Raw genomic sequence first — 15,623 nt, forward strand, 5'->3', positions numbered from 1 at the left:
GTGTTTTCTCCACTCGTCCTGGGAACGGCGAGCCTGCCCAGCGAACCACACCTCACGCCCGCAGCCTCCTACCTGCCCCGCCTCGTCGTCCAGGGCGAGGCCCGGCGGCGGCCCCGCCGGCCCGGAATTCCTCCTCTCTCACCCGGTGTACGCCTCGGCCGGACCCGGCATCCGGCCCGACGCCCGATTCCGGGCGGGGAGCATCACCAGGACGTTCGTCGCGACGGTGGGCCGACGCTGGAACCGGCCCTGCCGGAAGCGGAGTTCCGCTGCGGCTGACCCCGCTCCCCGCATCGGCCCTTTCCCAGCGGAAGCCCCGTCGCGGAATCGCTGATTCAGGTCACTGGATCGGCACGATGTCCGGAGCGCCGAGCCGTGCCGCGTCCGCCGTCAGGTCGTCCGGCTGCCGCTGCGACTCCCGCTCCGCCTCCACCCGCTTCTCGTAGTGCTCGACCTCCCGGTCGATCTGCCCCTCGTCCCAGCCCAGCACCGGCGCCATCAGCTCCGCGCAGTCCCGTGCGGAGCGGGTGCCCCGGTCGAAGGTCTCGATGGAGATCCGGGTGCGCCGGGTCAGTACGTCGTCGAGATGTCTGGCCCCCTCGTGTGAGGCGGCGTAGACGATCTCGGCCCGCAGATAGTCGTCCGCGGCAGCCAGCGGTTCCCCCAGTGAGGGGTCCGCCGTGATCAGCTCCAGAAGCTCCTCGACCATTGAGCCGTACCGGTTCAGCAGATGCTCCACCCGGGCGACATGGATGCCGGTCCGGGCCGCGATCCTGGCGCGGGCGTTCCACAGGGCCCGGTAGCCCTCGGCACCCAGCAGCGGGATGTCCTCGGTGACACAGGCCGCGACCCGCTGGTCGAGGCCGTGCACCGCCTCGTCCACCGCGTCCTTCGCCATCACCCGGTACGTCGTGTACTTGCCGCCCGCGACGACCACGAGTCCGGGGACCGGGTGCGCCACCGTGTGCTCGCGCGAGAGCTTGCTGGTCGCGTCGGACTCACCGGCCAGCAACGGCCTCAGCCCGGCGTAGACACCCTGGACGTCGTCCCTGGTCAGCGGGGTGGTCAGCACCGAGTTGACGTGTTCGAGCAGATAGTCGATGTCGGCGCTGGACGCCGCCGGGTGGGCCTTGTCGAGGTCCCAGTCGGTGTCCGTCGTCCCGATGATCCAGTGGCGGCCCCACGGGATCACGAACAGCACGGACTTCTCGGTACGCAGGATCAGCCCGGTCGAGGAGTGGATCCGGTCCTTGGGAACGACCAGGTGGATGCCCTTCGACGCCCGGACGTGGAACTGCCCGCGCTCGCCGATCAGCGCCTGGGTGTCGTCCGTCCACACCCCGGTCGCGTTGACCACCTGTTTGGCCCGGACCTCGTACTCACCGCCCCCTTCGACGTCCTGCACCCGCGCCCCTACGACCCGCTCGCCCTCCCGCAGGAAGCCGATCACCCGCGCCCGGTTCGCCACATGGGCGCCGTATCCGGCGGCGGTGCGCACCAGGGCCGCCACATAGCGGGCGTCGTCCATCTGCGCGTCGTAGTACTGCAGGGCCCCGACCAGGGCGTCCCGCTTCAGCGCGGGCGCGACCCGCAGGGCGTGCCGACGGGAGAGGTGGCGGTGCACCGGCAGCCCGCGGCCATGGCCCGACGAGACGGACATGGCGTCGTACAGCGCGACGCCGGAGCCCGCGTAGAGCCGCTCCCAGCCCTTGTGCTGCAACGGATAGAGGAAGGGCACCGGCTTCACCAGGTGTGGGGCGAGCCGCTCCAGAAGCAGTCCGCGCTCCTTCAGCGCCTCGCGCACGAGCGCGAAGTCGAGCATCTCCAGATAGCGCAGCCCGCCGTGGATCAGTTTGCTCGACCGGCTCGATGTGCCGGATGCCCAGTCACGCGCCTCGACCAGGCCCGTCGAGAGCCCTCTGGTCACGGCGTCCAGCGCCGTCCCGGCGCCGACCACGCCCGCCCCCACGACCAGCACGTCCAGTTCGCGCTCGGCCAGCGCGGCGAGCGCCGTGGCACGCTCCGCGGGTCCCAGTGTCGCTGTCCTCACTGCTGCCTCCCGGTAGATCGGGGTGGTCGGGCGCGGAGGTGCGGCCCGGCCGGGGAGGCCGGGGCGTCCGTGCCCACCTCTCGATTCTGTCCGCGGTCGGCGACTTCAGCCACCGCCTGTGGACAACACCCCGGCGATCGGAGCCACACAATGCGACATATAGGTCATATTTACGCCTAGTCTGACATTGCACTGTCCCAGCAGTTGCGCTTTCTGTCTTCTTGGTCTTAGGGAAGGACGGCCTCGACATGCCCGCAGACCTCGCCGTCATCGGACTCGGTCACCTCGGCCTGCCCCTCGCCCAGGCCGCCGTCGCCGCCGGCATCGACACCGTCGGTTACGACACCGACCCACGCCCGTGCACGGAACTCGCCGCGGGCCGCACCCCCGTCGAGGGCTCCCTCACCGCCTCCGACATCCGCCGGATGCTCTCCGGGGGCTTCCGGCCCACCACCAGCGCGGCCGAACTGGGCCGGGTACGTACCGCCGTGATCTGCTCCCCGACCCCTCTCGGCGCCGACCGCACCCTCGACCTCACCGCGCTCGGCGACGCGGCCCGCGCGCTGGCCGCCCGGCTGCGCCCGCACACCACCGTCCTGCTGGAATCGGCCGTCCCCCCGGGCACCACCGAGAACTTCCTGCTCCCCCTCCTCGAAGAGGGCTCGGGCCTGCGCGCCGGACGCGACTTCCACCTCGCCTGCTCCCCCAGCCGGCTCGACCCCGGCAACCGCACCCACGTCTACGCCAACACCCCCAAGGTCATCGGCGGCCTCACCCCCGCGTGCACCGAGTCGGCCGCCGCCTTCTACGGCCGGCTCACCGACAAGGTCGTCCGGGCCCGCGGCCCGCGCGAGGCCGAGATGACGAAGGTCCTGGAGACCAACTTCCGGCACGTCAACATCGCCCTCGTCAACGAGATGGCGGTGCTCTGCCACGACCTCGGCGTCGATCTGTGGGACGTCATCCGGTGCGCCGAGACCAAGCCCTTCGGCTTCCAGCCCTTCCGCCCCGGCCCAGGCGTCGGCGGCCACGGCTCCCCGGTCGATCCCGGCTACCTCCCGTACAACACCCGCACCCCCGGCCACCCGCTGCGCATGGTCTCGCTGGCCCAGGAGATCAACGACCGGATGCCGAGCTACGTGATCCAGCGCTGCGCGACCCTGCTGAACGAGCACGGCAAGTCCGTACGCGGCGCCCGGATCCTGCTCCTCGGCGTCACCTACAAGCCGGACAGCGCCGACCAGGAGGCGTCACCCGCCCGTGAGATCGCGACACGGCTGATGGACATGGGTGCGCAGATCGGCTACCACGACCCGCACGTCCTGGACTGGCGGGTACGCGAACTCCCCGTCCCGCGCGCCGACTCGCTGTACGAGGCCGCCGCCGGCGCCGACCTGACCCTGCTGCTCCAGCAGCACCGCACGTACGACCTCCAGGGCCTCGCGGTGAAGGCCCAACTCCTCCTGGACACCCGGGGCGCCACTCCGGCCGGAGCCGCGCACCGGCTCTGAAACGGCCCCTGACGGACACCGAGCCCCTTCCTGGCCAGCCGCCCCAACGATTTCGGTGGGCGTTGTCGGAAGCTGCTGCTAGCCTGCGGCGTCACATCTCGCACAGTCGTGCGGATACGTCCCCAGGGGGAGAACCACCGTGAGCCAGCCCGTGCCACCGCCCAACCAGCCCCAGCAGCCTTACGGCGGCAAGCCCGCCGACGGGAACCCGTACGCGAGCCAGCCGCAGCCCGGCGCCCCGACCGGCAACCCGTACGGCCAGCAGCCGCCCGCTCCCACCGGCAACCCCTTCGCGGGCCAGCAGCCCGGCCAGTTCGGCGGCGGCACCCCCTTCGCCCCGGCACCCCCGGCGCGCAACAACATCGGGCTCGGTGTGCTCACCGCGCTGGGCGCCGCGATCCTCGCGGGCATCCTGTACGGCGTGATCGCGGGCTCCATCGAGCGCGAGGTCGGCTACGCCGCGGTCGGCGTCGGCTTCCTCGTCGGCTTCGCGGCGAGCAAGGTCGGCGGGAGCAACCCGGCCGTCATCGGCGCGGCGGCCCTCTTCTCCCTCGGCGGCGTCTACCTCGGCCAGCTCGTCGGCATGTCGATGATCATGGCGGACGTGGCGGGCATGTCCTTCTCCGAGGTCTTCTTCGACCACTTCGACGTGGTGACGAGGCTCTGGAAGGAAGAGTCCGACTTCATGACCTACCTCTTCCTCGCACTCGGCCCGATCGCCGCGATCGGTGGCGCCAAGAAGGCCGGCTGACACCCGCCGCGCACCCACCGCACACCCGGACGGACCGGCGGCACAGCAGCGCGCCCCCGGACGGCGGCGCACGGCATACGGCACTCGGCATACGGAAGGGCCCGGACCACCTCGCGGCGGTCCGGGCCCTTCCTCGCGTACTCCCGGAGGCGTGTCCGGCGTCAGCGGCGGTGCTGCGAGTCCGCCACCGTCACCTCGACGCGCTGGAACTCCTTGAGGTCGCTGTAACCCGTGGTGGCCATCGCACGACGCAGCGCGCCGAAGATGTTCATCGAGCCGTCGGGGGTGTGCGAAGGCCCGGTGAGGACCTCCTCCGTCGTCCCGACCGAGCCCAGGTCCACCAGCTTGCCGCGCGGCACGTCCTCGTGGACCGCTTCCATGCCCCAGTGCCGGCCACGCCCCGGGGCGTCCGTCGCACGGGCCAGCGGGGAGCCCATCATCACGGCGTCCGCACCGCAGGCGATGGCCTTCGGCAGGTCGCCGGACCAGCCGACGCCGCCGTCCGCGATGACGTGTACGTACCGGCCACCGGACTCGTCCATGTAGTCACGGCGGGCCCCGGCCACATCGGCGACCGCGGTCGCCATCGGGACCTGGATGCCGAAGACGTTGCGCGTGGTGTGCGCGGCGCCGCCGCCGAAGCCGACGAGGACACCGGCCGCACCGGTACGCATCAGGTGCAGGGCCGCGGTGTACGTGGCGCAGCCGCCGACGATCACCGGGACGTCCAGCTCGTAGATGAACTGCTTCAGGTTGAGCGGCTCGGCCGCGCCCGAGACATGCTCGGCGGAGACCGTCGTACCGCGGATGACGAAGATGTCCACACCCGCGTCGACGACGGCCTTGGAGAACTGCGCGGTGCGCTGCGGCGAGAGCGCGGCGGCGGTGACGACCCCGGAGTCGCGCACCTCCTTGATGCGCTGCCCGATCAGCTCCTCCTGGATGGGAGCGGCGTAGATCTCCTGGAGCCTGCGGGTCGCGGACTCGACGGGCATCTCGGCGATCTCGTCGAGAAGCGGCTGCGGGTCGGCGTGCCGGGTCCACAGCCCTTCCAGGTTGAGAACGCCCAGGCCGCCGAGCTCGCCGATCCGGATGGCGTGCTGCGGAGAGACCACGGAGTCCATGGGAGCGGCCAGGAACGGCAGCTCGAAGCGGTAGGCGTCGATCTGCCAGGCGATCGAGACCTCCTTCGGGTCGCGCGTGCGGCGGCTCGGTACGACGGCGATGTCGTCGAATGCGTACGCCCGGCGGCCGCGCTTGCCGCGCCCGATCTCGATCTCAGTCACGATGATGTGGCCTTTCCCTCTACGTCTGCGCTGACCAGTATCCCCGACACACACGTGAGGGGCGGTCCCGGGAACACCGGTCCGCCCCTCACCTGCGGTGATGCGTTACTTCCTGCTGTAGTTCGGCGCTTCGACCGTCATCTGGATGTCGTGCGGGTGGCTCTCCTTGAGACCCGCCGAGGTGATCCGTACGAACCGGCCGTTGGCCTGGAGCTCGGGGACGGTGCGGCCGCCGACGTAGAACATCGACTGGCGCAGACCGCCGGTGAGCTGGTGGACGACCGCGGAGAGCGGACCCCGGTAGGGCACCTGGCCCTCGATGCCTTCGGGGACCAGCTTCTCGTCGGAGGCGACACCCTCCTGGAAGTACCGGTCCTTGGAGAAGGACTTGCGGTCGCCACGGGTCTGCATCGCGGCCAGCGATCCCATGCCGCGGTACGACTTGAACTGCTTGCCGTTGATGAACAGCAGCTCGCCCGGGGACTCCTCGCAGCCCGCGAGCAGCGAGCCGAGCATCACGGTGTCCGCGCCGGCCACCAGGGCCTTGGCGATGTCACCGGAATACTGGAGGCCCCCGTCGCCGATGACCGGGACACCGGCCGCCTTGGCGGCGAGGGATGCCTCGTAGATCGCGGTGACCTGCGGGACGCCGATACCGGCGACCACCCGGGTGGTGCAGATGGAGCCGGGGCCGACGCCGACCTTGATGCCGTCCACACCGGCGTCGATCAGCGCCTGGGCGCCGTCACGGGTGGCGATGTTGCCGCCGATGACATCGACCGTCCCGTTCGACTTGATCTTGGCGACCATGTCGCCGACCAGCCGGGAGTGGCCGTGGGCGGTGTCGACGACGATGAAGTCGACGCCCGCCTCGATGAGCGCCTGGGCGCGCTCGTAGGCGTCGCCCGCGACACCGACGGCCGCGCCGACGAGCAGCCGGCCTTCCTTGTCCTTGGCCGCGTTCGGGTACTTCTCGGCCTTGACGAAGTCCTTGACGGTGATGAGGCCCTTGAGGACACCCGACTCGTCGACCAGCGGCAGCTTCTCGATCTTGTGGCGGCGCAGCAGCTCCATGGCGTCCACGCCCGAGATGCCGACCTTGCCCGTGACCAGCGGCATCGGCGTCATGACCTCGCGCACCTGGCGCGTACGGTCGGGCTCGAAGGCCATGTCACGGTTGGTGACGATGCCGAGGAGCTTGCCCGCCGGGTCGGTGACCGGGACACCGCTGATGCGGAACTTGGCGCACAGGTCGTTGGCCTCGCTGAGCGTGGCATCGGGGTGCACCGTGATCGGGTCGGTGACCATGCCGGACTCGGAGCGCTTGACCAGGTCGACCTGGTTGGCCTGGTCGGCGATGGAGAGGTTGCGGTGCAGTACGCCCGCGCCACCCTGCCGGGCCATGGCGATCGCCATGCGTGCTTCGGTGACCTTGTCCATCGCCGCGGAGAGCAGCGGGATGTTCACCCGCACGTTCTTCGAGATGTACGAGGAGGTATCGATCTGATCGGGCGCCATGTCGGACGCGCCCGGCAGCAGCAGCACGTCGTCGTATGTCAGCCCGAGCGTCGCGAATTTCTCGGGCACTCCGTCGACGTTTGCAGTCATGACACCTTCCCCAAATGGCCTTGATCGGTGCGGATGTCCATGCTAACGGGCTCCACGGGCGTCTCATTCCACGATCAAGATCAGTTAGAACTTTTGTCAGTTCCTACGACATGCCTTCCGGGGTCGCGACCCACTTTCCGGCCCCGTGACGCGCCCCCGGTCCCGTGACATGCCTCCGGTCCCGTGACATGCCTCCGGTCCCGTGACATATCTCCGGTCCCGTGACATGCCCTCGCCCCCGGCCCCGGTCCCGGTCCTTGCGGCCCTACTGCTCCGCGAGAGCCCGCAGTCTGCTCAGCGCGCGGTGCTGGGCGACCCGGACCGCGCCCGGCGACATCCCGAGCATCTGTCCGGTCTCCTCGGCGGTCAGCCCGACCGCGACCCGCAGGACCAGCAGCTCGCGCTGATTCTCCGGGAGGTTGGCGAGGAGCTTCTTCGCCCAGGCGGCATCGCTGCTGAGCAGCGCACGCTCCTCGGGGCCGAGCGAATCGTCGGGCCGCTCCGGCATCTCGTCGGAGGGGACGGCCGTCGATCCCGGGTGCCGCATGGCGGCGCGCTGGAGATCGGCGACCTTGTGGCCCGCGATGGCGAAGACGAAGGCTTCGAAGGGTCTACCGGTGTCCTTGTAGCGCGGCAGCGCCATCAGCACCGCGACGCAGACCTCCTGCGCGAGGTCCTCCACGAAGTGGCGAGCATCACCGGGCAGCCGGTTCAGCCGGGACCTGCAATAGCGCAGGGCAAGGGGGTGGACATGGGCCAGCAGATCGTGGGTGGCCTGCGCGTCGCCGTCGACGGCACGGTGCACCAGAGCACCGATCACCGTTGTCTCGTCGTCGCGCATCGGACCATGGTGCCTTGGTGCCGCCTGGTCCGCTCCACCGCGTCCTGAGTTGTGCACCGAAGCGTTATGAGCGGGTGCGCCGGATGTCATGTCCTGCGCCCTCCCCTTCCGCTCGTCCGAATCGTTCCTGAGGAACTCCACGACTCAAGGATGCGTCATCGGCCGGGAAGCGTCACACAGCGCTGGTACGGAGGGTCCGGCGACGGGCTCACGGCCCTCGCCGGTCCCGTCACCCCGTCCGCCGGTGTGCGGACGGGGATGGCCTCGGCCACTGAGGACGGCCCGCCCTCAGCGGACCAGACCCCAGCGGAAGCCGAGCGCCACGGCATGGGCGCGGTCCGAGGCGCCGAGCTTCTTGAACAGTCGCCTGGCGTGCGTCTTCACCGTGTCCTCGGAGAGGAAGAGCTCGCGCCCGATCTCCGCGTTGGAACGGCCGTGACTCATGCCTTCGAGCACCTGGATCTCCCGCGCGGTGAGCGTCGGGGCCGCGCCCATCTCGGCGGACCGCAGCCGACGCGGGGCGAGCCGCCACGTCGGATCGGCCAGCGCCTGGGTCACGGTGGCCCGCAACTCCGCCCGCGAGGCGTCCTTGTGCAGATAGCCGCGGGCACCGGCGGCGACCGCGAGCGCGACCCCGTCCAGGTCCTCGGCGACGGTCAGCATGATGATCCGGGCCCCGGGATCCGCGGAGAGCAGCCGCCGGACCGTCTCCACACCCCCCAGACCGGGCATGCGTACGTCCATCAGAATCAGATCCGAACGATCGGCTCCCCAGCGGCGGAGGACTTCCTCGCCGTTGGCCGCCGTCGTCACGCGCTCGACGCCGGGCACAGTGGCCACCGCGCGACGGAGCGCTTCTCGGGCAAGCGGGGAGTCGTCGCAGACGAGGACGGATGTCATGACCGTCCTCCGCAGCTGATGCGCGTCACCTTGAGCCTCCAGGCTGATACAAGTCGTCACCTGTGCGGTTGACCCCCTCGGACATGTGCCCGAGCTCGATCTCCGTCAACCGCCTCCGCACTCTCAACGATGGTCACTCGAAAGAGTTACGGGTCGGACCGCCGGGTTCGGCACTCTACGTGAAGGGCCGGACACGGAGGAGAGCGGCGCGAATGGTCCACCCGTCAACCTAATCTTCACCTGAAGGCATGCCCTATTTGGCGGGTTTTCTTCCCTTTTGCTGGTGTCTATGGCTAGATTCGCAATCAGTCATATTTACATCTACTAAGACCGTAGATGTACGGTCGGAACTCCGGCCGCCGAAGATCCGGACGGTCGAGGATGCCGTTTCCGACACAGCACGGTTTCGAGGGGACAAGCAATGGCAGATTTCTCCCGCCTTCCCGGACCCAACGCAGACCTGTGGGACTGGCAACTGCTGGCCGCGTGCAGAGGGGTCGACAGCTCACTGTTCTTCCACCCGGAAGGTGAGCGCGGGGCGGCTCGGAGCGCTCGCGAGACCTCGGCGAAAGAGGTGTGCATGCGCTGCCCGGTACGGGCCGAGTGCGCGGCACACGCGCTGGCGGTACGGGAGCCCTACGGAGTGTGGGGCGGCCTGACCGAGGACGAGCGCGAAGAGCTGATGGGCCGGGCACGCAACCGGCTGATCGCGGCGACCCCGTCGGGCGTCGTCTCAGGACCGGGACACGCCTGACACCCGATCCCGCCCCACTGAAGCAGAAACGTTTCTCCGGACGCCGCCCGCCCGGAGCGGTCGCTCAGCGCTCGATCGCCCGGTCACTCGGGCGCCCAGTCGCTCCATGACCGGTCGCTCGGTCGACGGTCGCTCGATGCACGGTCGCTGAACGAATGGCCGCTCGATGACCGGTCGCCCGGCCTGCGGCGCTCGGCGGTTCGGTGCGCGCTGCCCGGCGTACGGCGGTTCAACGCGCGGCCGCCAGGGACAGCTGGTCCAGGGTGGCCGCCACCGCCGGCACCCGGGCCAGGTCGGGCAGGGTCAGCGCCACGATCTCGCGCTCGATGGCCGGTTCCACCGTGATGGTGCGGGCCCCCTTGGGGCGTACCGACTCGATCGCCAGCTCCGGCAGGACCGCCACACCCAGACCCGCGCCCACCAGGCCGATCACCGCCGGGTAGTCGTCGGTGGCGAAGTCGATCCGCGGGGTGAAGCCGGACTCCTCGCAGACCTCCACCAGCTGACGGCGGCAACGCGGGCAGCCGGCGATCCACGGCTCGTCGGCCAGTTCGCCGATGCCCACGGTCTCCGCGCCGGCCAGCCGGTGCCCGTCCGGAACCAGGCCGATCAGCCGGTCGGTGAGCAGCGGGCGTACGACCAGGTCGTCCCACTCGCCGCCGGAGGCCCCGTACCGGAAGGCGAGGGCGATGTCGCAGTCGCCGTCGCGCAGCATCTCCACCGAACGGGGCGGCTCGGCCTCGACCAGGGAGACCCGGGTGCCGGGGTGCTCGGCGCGCAGCGCGGCGAGGGCGCCGGGGACCAGGGTGGAACTGCCGCTGGGGAACGAGACGAGCCGCACCCGGCCCGCCCGCAGCCCGGCGATCGCGGCGACCTCCTCCTCGGCCGCGGTCAGCCCGGCCAGGATTCCGGAGGCGTGCCGCACCAGTGCCTCACCCGCCTGGGTGAGGCGCATCTCGCGGCCCGTACGAATCAGCAGCGTGGTGCCCGCGGAGGACTCCAGGGCCTTCATCTGCTGGCTGACGGCGGGCTGTGTGCAGCCCAGCTCGCGCGCGGCGGCGGAGAACGAGCCGGTGGTGGCCACGGCTCGCAGGACACGGAGATGACGGGCTTCGATCACTCCACCACCATAAGCGAATCTTGTAGCAGTAGCGAATTAATGGCTGGTTGCTTTGGGGGCCGGTTCGCTAGCGTGTGTGGCATGAAGCTGCTGACCGTAAATGTGGGCCGCCCCCGGGCCTCCGCGCACTCCGAAGGCGTCACCGGGATCGACAAACGGCCTGTCGAGGGGCCGATACGGGTCACCGATCCCGGCCCCAAGCACATCGGCGGCAGCGGGGTCGACGGGGACGCGGTGTGCGATCTGCGGCACCACGGCGGCAGCGACCAGGCGGTGTACGCCTTCGCCCGCGAGGAACTGGATGCCTGGGAGCGGGCGCTGGGCGGCCGGACGCTGGCCAACGGAGCGTTCGGCGAGAACCTGACGACCCTGGGCATCGACGTGAGCGGCGCGAAGATCGGGGAGCGCTGGCGGATCGGCTCCGGCCTGCTGCTGGAGGTGACCTCGGGCCGCATCCCGTGCCGGACGTTCGCGGGTCACCTCGGCGAGAAGGGGTGGGTCAAGCGGTTCACCGAGGCGGCCGCCCCGGGCGCGTACCTGCGGGTGATCGAACCGGGCACCATCCGGGCGGGTGATCCGGTCGAGATCGTGCACCGCCCGGACCACGAGGTAACGGTGGCTCTGCAGTTCCGGGCGGTGACGACCGAACGGGATTTGTTGCCCGGCCTGTTGGCCGCCGGGAACGCGCTGCACCCCGAAGCGCTGCGCAAGGCGCGGGAGTACGCCGCGAGGGCCGGGACGGCCGAGGCCGCCGGGAACGCCGAGCAGCCCGCGGCCGGCTAGCGCACTTCGAGTGGTACCGGGCGGCGCCAGAGGCGGCCGGGCGGGTGATCCGACGGTGCGTGAAGGGCACTAACGTGCCGCGTATGACGACTGCACTGATTACGGGCGCGACGGCGGGTATCGGGGCCGCCTTCGCGCGGCGGCTCGCGGGTGACGGGCACAACCTGGTGCTGGTGGCCCGCGACACCGAGCGGCTACGGGCCCAGGCCACCGAACTGCACGACCGGCACGGCATCGAGGCCGAGGTGCTGAGTGCCGATCTGTCCGAGGACACCGGGATCGAGGCCGTCGAGGCACGGCTGGAGGACCACCGGCATCCGGTCGATCTGCTGGTCAACAACGCCGGGTTCGGCAGCAAGGGGCACTATCTGGATGTGCCCATGGCCGATGAGCTGACGATGCTGAAGGTGCACTGCGAGGCCGTGCTGCGGCTGACCTCGGCTGCCGCCGCCGGGATGCGGGAGCGGGGCCGGGGCGGGGTGATCAACGTGGCCTCCGTCGCGGCGTTCCTGCCGCGCGGGACGTACGGTGCGTCGAAGGCGTGGGTCGTGCAGTTCACCCAGGGCGCGGCGAAGGACCTCGCCGAGTCCGGCGTACGGCTGATGGCGCTGTGTCCCGGTTTCGTGCGGACGGAGTTCCATGAGCGGGCCGGGATGGGGACGGACAACATCCCGGGCTGGATGTGGCTGGACGCCGACAAGGTGGTGGCGTCGGCGCTCGCGGATCTGGCGCGCGGCAAGCCGGTGTCGATTCCGGACCCGCGCTACAAGGCGCTGATGGGGCTGGTCAAGGTCACGCCTCGCGGCCTGCTCGGAGGGGTCTCCGCCAGGACAGGCCGCAAGTACGGACCTCAGTGAGTGCGCGGTGAGTGGGCAGTTACTGGTTCCAGGGGCGCTACGGGTGCTACGGGTGTTACCTGTGTTGCTCGCGTTGCGGGTTGGGGCGCGGGGCCCGTTACCTGATGCCGCGGCCCGCGTAGGCGCCGATGTTGGGAGCGCCGGGCTTCAGCTTGTTGCCGAAGTAGTCCTTGCCGCCGTTGTTCTCGATCACGGTTCCGGCGGCGAGGGCGGGCGAGCCCTTGCCCAGCCGGAAGTCGGGGCGCAGCTTCGGGTCGGCGGTGATGCCGCCGGGGTCGGGGCGGGTCATGTCGACGCCGTAGAACGCGTTGTGGTCGAAGGTGAGACCGGCGGTCGGGTTCTTGAGGGCGTAGCCGCCGGTGCCTTCGCTCACGAAGACGTTGTTGCGGATGGACAGTTCGTGCTGCGTGGTGGCGGGGCTTCCGGCGTCGTCCTGGACAAGGTAACCGGGCACCGTCTCCGCGCTGTTGACGAAGGTGTTGTTGTAGATCCGGGTGTCGAGGATCGGGCCCCAGCAGTTCTGGATGAGGCGCGCGCCGTCGTTGCGGCTGACGTTGTAGCGGGCGACCGTACCGATGGTCTTGGCCCCGCTGTAGGGGCAGATCAGCAGGAAGCCGCCCTTGTTGTCGTGGCTGTAGTTGTACTGGAAGACGGTGTTGCGCGAGGCGCCGTCGGCGTCGAAGGACATGCCGTCATGGGTGTTGCCGCCGCCCGAGACCTCGTTGTACTCGATGGTCGTGTCGTCGGTGTTGAAGGTCCAGACGCCCGCGTTGGCGGAGGGCGAGCGGAGCTGGAAGCCGTCGATCCTGTTGTGGTCGACGCGGGCGCCGCTGGTGGTGTCCAGCTTCATGCCGTCGCCCGCCAGGGACTTCAGCGTGTTGTGGTGGATGCGGACGCCGGTACTGGGCGTCCACTCCCCCGGATAGACGTTCGGGTCCTGCTGTTCGCCGACCAGATCGCGCTTGGAGAAGGTGGACTTGAAGTAGATGCCCTCTCGGTCGACGTTCTCGATCCGGTTGTAGCCGATGTCGAGACCGTCGTACCGGCTGGCCTTCGCCTTGCCCTCGACGGCGATGTGGATGGCGCTGGAGCCGGTCAGCGTCTTGAAGTCGCCGCCGCGCACATCGTGGATGTAGAGACCCGAGACGCTGAAGCCGCGGGCGGTGCCGTAGTCGGTGAGACGGAGGCGTACGCCGTTGCGCTCGCTGCCGGGGTTGTCGGCGTTGGTGATCTCCAGGGCCTTGAGATGGACGTACTGCGTGTTGGAGAGCAGGACGACATCGTGGGCGCCCGCGCCGTCGAGCTTGGCGCGGGCGGACCCGCGGCCGTAGTCGGCGATGGTGAACGGGGCGCGGGCGGAGCCGCCGCCCTGCGGGGCGAGGGTGCCGGTACAGGTGGCGCCGCGCCGGAAGAGCAGCCGGTCGCCGGGGCCGTAGGTCTGGGCGTTCGCCTCGCCGAGACCGGTCCAGGGCCGAGCCCTGCTGCCGTCGGCCGCTGTCGCACCGGGGGTGGCGGAGCAGTCGACGTGGTGGGTACGGCCGGTGGGCGCAGCCTGCGCGGTGCCCGTTCCCGCGGCGGTCAGGCCAGCGGCGGCGGTCAGGGCAGCGAGCGCGGCTGCGGTGACGCGGTGTCTCACAATTCCTCCGTACGAACAGTCAGGGTCGGTTCGGATCAGTCGGTCGGTCCGGATCGGACGGACGGTCGGATCGGACGGACGGTCGGATCGGACGGACGGTCCGATCAGGCCGAATCGGCCGGCTGGCTCGGATCGCTCGCTCGGTCGGTCGGCATCGCCGGAATCCTGGACGCCGATTGATCGAACGTCAATGGATTGCGTTTGAATGATCGAAACTGCCATCGTTCGATCACGCTGGACTAGGGTCGGGCCAGGGCTCCGGGAGCGGCCGGACCGGAGACCGGGCCACACATTGCGAGGGGACTGCTGCCGTGCGCGAAAGTGCTGCTGAACGCCATGACCGACTGCTGGAGCTGGTACGCGAACGGGGCTCGGCCCGGGTCTCGGATCTCGCCTCCCAGCTGGGGGTCTCCCCCGTCACGATCCGCCGTGACGTCGAGGATCTGGCGGTACGGGGCCTGCTCGACCGGGTGCACGGTTCCGTGTCCTGGCCGCAGGACGCCGTTCCCCCGCCCGGCGCCGCCACCGGTCCGGGCGCCACCGGTCCCGGCAGCGCGGGTGCGGGTAGCGGCCTCGTCCTCGGCATGCTCGCGCCCTCCGCGACGTACTACTTCGCCGAGGTGATCCGCGGGGCGCACGAGGCGGCAGCGCGGGCCGGGGCCCGGCTGATCCTGCGGATCTCCGACTACCGGCCCGAGGAGGACCACGCCCGCACCGAGGGCCTGCTCGCGGCGGGCGCCGAGGGCCTGCTGGTCGCGCCCGGCTGGCGGCGGCCCGGCGACCCGGCGGCGTTCGGCGACTGGATCACCTCGCTGCCCGTGCCGACCGTGCTCCTGGAACGGCAGCCCGCGGCCGGCTCCCCGCTCGACGCCCTGGACCGGGTCTGCTCGGACCATGGGCACGGGGTACTGCTGGCCGTCCGCCACCTGGTGGACCTGGGCCACGGGGCGCCGCTGCTGATGGCCCGCGCCGACTCCCCGACGGCGGTCGCCGTGCGGTCCGGGTACGAGGAGGCGCTGCGCATCCTGGGGCTGCGCGCCCCGCAGGACGTGATCGACTCCGTACCGGCGGAGCTGGCGCCGGAGGGCTTCGAGGACGCGGTGCTGGCACTGCGCGACGCGGTCGGCTCGGGGGTGGCCACCGCCGCGCTGATCCACAACGACGTGGACGCGATCCAGGTGGTGCAGCGACTGGCCGAGCTGGGCGTACGGGTGCCGGACGACCTGGCGCTGATCGCGTACGACGACGAGGTGGCGGCGCTCGCCGACACCCCGCTCACCGCGGTGGCCCCGCCCAAGCGCGAGGTGGGACGGCACGCCACGGAGCTGTTGGTGGAGCGGCTGACGCGGGCTCGCGGCGCGGGTGGCGCCGTACCGCGCCGGCATCTGACGCTGCTCCCCGAACTGCGGGTCAGGTCCTCCTGCGGGGACCCGCTGAGGTAAGCCGCCGGGTACCTCCGCGACCACTTCCGTTCGTAACTTATTTGATCTTTTTTCGATCAATCAATCTTTCGCTCTTGACTTCGG

13 protein-coding genes are annotated in these 15,623 nt (G+C 70.4%); 6 read left to right on the forward strand and 7 right to left on the reverse strand.

Going from position 1 to position 15,623, the window contains the following annotated elements; translation table 11 throughout:
* Positions 1–340: 340 nt before the first annotated feature.
* Positions 341–2,050 (reverse strand): glycerol-3-phosphate dehydrogenase/oxidase, encoded by a 1,710-nt coding sequence (locus tag OG413_RS05710; protein ID WP_266803322.1) that lies wholly within the window; start codon positions 2,048–2,050, stop codon positions 341–343.
* A 248-nt stretch (positions 2,051–2,298) separates the two neighbouring features.
* Between OG413_RS05710 and OG413_RS05715 the strand changes: the two genes are divergently transcribed.
* On the forward strand, positions 2,299–3,561 hold the full coding sequence (locus OG413_RS05715; RefSeq protein ID WP_266803323.1) for a nucleotide sugar dehydrogenase: 1,263 nt from the start codon (positions 2,299–2,301) through the stop codon (positions 3,559–3,561).
* 139 nt (positions 3,562–3,700) lie between these two features.
* Entirely contained in the window at positions 3,701–4,312 is a 612-nt protein-coding gene (locus OG413_RS05720) for a hypothetical protein (RefSeq protein ID WP_266803324.1), read from the forward strand.
* A 161-nt stretch (positions 4,313–4,473) separates the two neighbouring features.
* On the opposite strand, the gene OG413_RS05725 is transcribed toward OG413_RS05720, so the two are convergent.
* The 4 genes from OG413_RS05725 to OG413_RS05740 form a co-directional block, all read right to left on the reverse strand.
* A complete protein-coding gene (locus tag OG413_RS05725; RefSeq protein ID WP_003966886.1) occupies positions 4,474–5,598 on the reverse strand; it encodes a GuaB3 family IMP dehydrogenase-related protein in 1,125 nt (374 codons plus the stop codon).
* Positions 5,599–5,703: 105 nt separating this feature from the next.
* Positions 5,704–7,206 carry an IMP dehydrogenase gene (guaB, locus tag OG413_RS05730; protein WP_266803325.1) on the reverse strand — a complete coding sequence of 501 codons (1,503 nt, stop codon included), beginning with the start codon at positions 7,204–7,206 and terminating at the stop codon, positions 5,704–5,706.
* A 265-nt stretch (positions 7,207–7,471) separates the two neighbouring features.
* Positions 7,472–8,047, reverse strand: coding sequence for a sigma-70 family RNA polymerase sigma factor (locus OG413_RS05735; protein ID WP_030084428.1), 576 nt, complete (start codon positions 8,045–8,047; stop codon positions 7,472–7,474).
* A gap of 288 nt (positions 8,048–8,335) precedes the next feature.
* Entirely contained in the window at positions 8,336–8,947 is a 612-nt protein-coding gene (locus OG413_RS05740; protein ID WP_003948568.1) for a response regulator transcription factor, read from the reverse strand.
* A gap of 421 nt (positions 8,948–9,368) precedes the next feature.
* On the opposite strand from OG413_RS05740, the gene OG413_RS05745 reads away from it, so the two are divergent.
* Positions 9,369–9,701, forward strand: a complete 333-nt coding sequence (locus OG413_RS05745) for a WhiB family transcriptional regulator (RefSeq protein WP_266803326.1) — start codon at positions 9,369–9,371, stop codon at positions 9,699–9,701.
* A gap of 229 nt (positions 9,702–9,930) precedes the next feature.
* Here the strand turns inward: OG413_RS05745 and OG413_RS05750 are convergent, their stop codons facing one another.
* Positions 9,931–10,821: a LysR family transcriptional regulator gene (locus OG413_RS05750; protein ID WP_266803327.1), complete on the reverse strand. Its 891-nt coding sequence runs from the start codon at positions 10,819–10,821 to the stop codon at positions 9,931–9,933.
* An 81-nt stretch (positions 10,822–10,902) separates the two neighbouring features.
* Here OG413_RS05750 and OG413_RS05755 point away from each other — a divergent pair, with 81 nt between their 5' ends.
* Together OG413_RS05755 and OG413_RS05760 are read left to right on the forward strand one after the other, a co-directional pair.
* Positions 10,903–11,604, forward strand: a complete 702-nt coding sequence (locus OG413_RS05755; protein WP_266803328.1) for an MOSC domain-containing protein — start codon at positions 10,903–10,905, stop codon at positions 11,602–11,604.
* Positions 11,605–11,687: 83 nt separating this feature from the next.
* Positions 11,688–12,461: an SDR family oxidoreductase gene (locus tag OG413_RS05760; protein WP_266803329.1), complete on the forward strand. Its 774-nt coding sequence runs from the start codon at positions 11,688–11,690 to the stop codon at positions 12,459–12,461.
* 97 nt (positions 12,462–12,558) lie between these two features.
* Here OG413_RS05760 and OG413_RS05765 read toward each other — a convergent pair whose 3' ends face one another.
* Positions 12,559–14,097 (reverse strand): right-handed parallel beta-helix repeat-containing protein, encoded by a 1,539-nt coding sequence (locus tag OG413_RS05765; protein WP_266803330.1) that lies wholly within the window; start codon positions 14,095–14,097, stop codon positions 12,559–12,561.
* Between the two features lie 311 nt (positions 14,098–14,408).
* On the opposite strand from OG413_RS05765, the gene OG413_RS05770 reads away from it, so the two are divergent.
* Positions 14,409–15,539 carry a substrate-binding domain-containing protein gene (locus OG413_RS05770; protein ID WP_266803331.1) on the forward strand — a complete coding sequence of 377 codons (1,131 nt, stop codon included), beginning with the start codon at positions 14,409–14,411 and terminating at the stop codon, positions 15,537–15,539.
* The last annotated feature ends 84 nt before the right edge of the window (positions 15,540–15,623 follow it).

The organism is Streptomyces sp. NBC_01433, from assembly GCF_026340105.1.
GTDB lineage: Bacteria > Actinomycetota > Actinomycetes > Streptomycetales > Streptomycetaceae > Streptomyces.

Coding starts and splice junctions, on each gene's coding strand:
- OG413_RS05715 (WP_266803323.1), top strand. CDS start 2,299: ATGCCCGCAGACCTCGCCGTCATCGGACTCGGTCACCTCGGCCTGCCC.
- guaB (WP_266803325.1), bottom strand. CDS start 7,206: ATGACTGCAAACGTCGACGGAGTGCCCGAGAAATTCGCGACGCTCGGG.
- OG413_RS05735 (WP_030084428.1), bottom strand. CDS start 8,047: ATGCGCGACGACGAGACAACGGTGATCGGTGCTCTGGTGCACCGTGCC.
- OG413_RS05740 (WP_003948568.1), bottom strand. CDS start 8,947: ATGACATCCGTCCTCGTCTGCGACGACTCCCCGCTTGCCCGAGAAGCG.
- OG413_RS05745 (WP_266803326.1), top strand. CDS start 9,369: ATGGCAGATTTCTCCCGCCTTCCCGGACCCAACGCAGACCTGTGGGAC.
- OG413_RS05755 (WP_266803328.1), top strand. CDS start 10,903: ATGAAGCTGCTGACCGTAAATGTGGGCCGCCCCCGGGCCTCCGCGCAC.
- OG413_RS05760 (WP_266803329.1), top strand. CDS start 11,688: ATGACGACTGCACTGATTACGGGCGCGACGGCGGGTATCGGGGCCGCC.